1 protein-coding gene is annotated in these 228 nt (G+C 69.7%); it reads right to left on the reverse strand.

The features are described 5' to 3' along the window. Positions 1-228: hypothetical protein (locus tag IAE24_RS30110; protein WP_199962555.1), on the reverse strand; the 228-nt coding region annotated here is incomplete at both ends.

A 228-nucleotide genomic window follows, 5' to 3' on the forward strand; every position in this document is an offset into this window, starting at 1 on the left:
GGTGGCCGCTCTCAGGCGCCCTGCGCTGTCGTAGCCGTAGCGCAGCAGTTGTGCGGCCTGGCCTGGGGCGCCAGCCTGTTCGATGGCAACGAGCTGGCCCAGGCTGTCGTAGTGGTAGCGACGGCCGAGGATCTGGCCGATGAGGGGCTGGACCAGGTGGTCCCTGCCTTCCATGCTTTGCAGGCCCGTGGTGCCCAGGGCCGTGAGGCGGCCCAGGCTGTCCCATTG

The organism is Delftia sp. S65 (assembly GCF_016516495.1).
GTDB lineage: Bacteria > Pseudomonadota > Gammaproteobacteria > Burkholderiales > Burkholderiaceae_C > Comamonas > Comamonas acidovorans.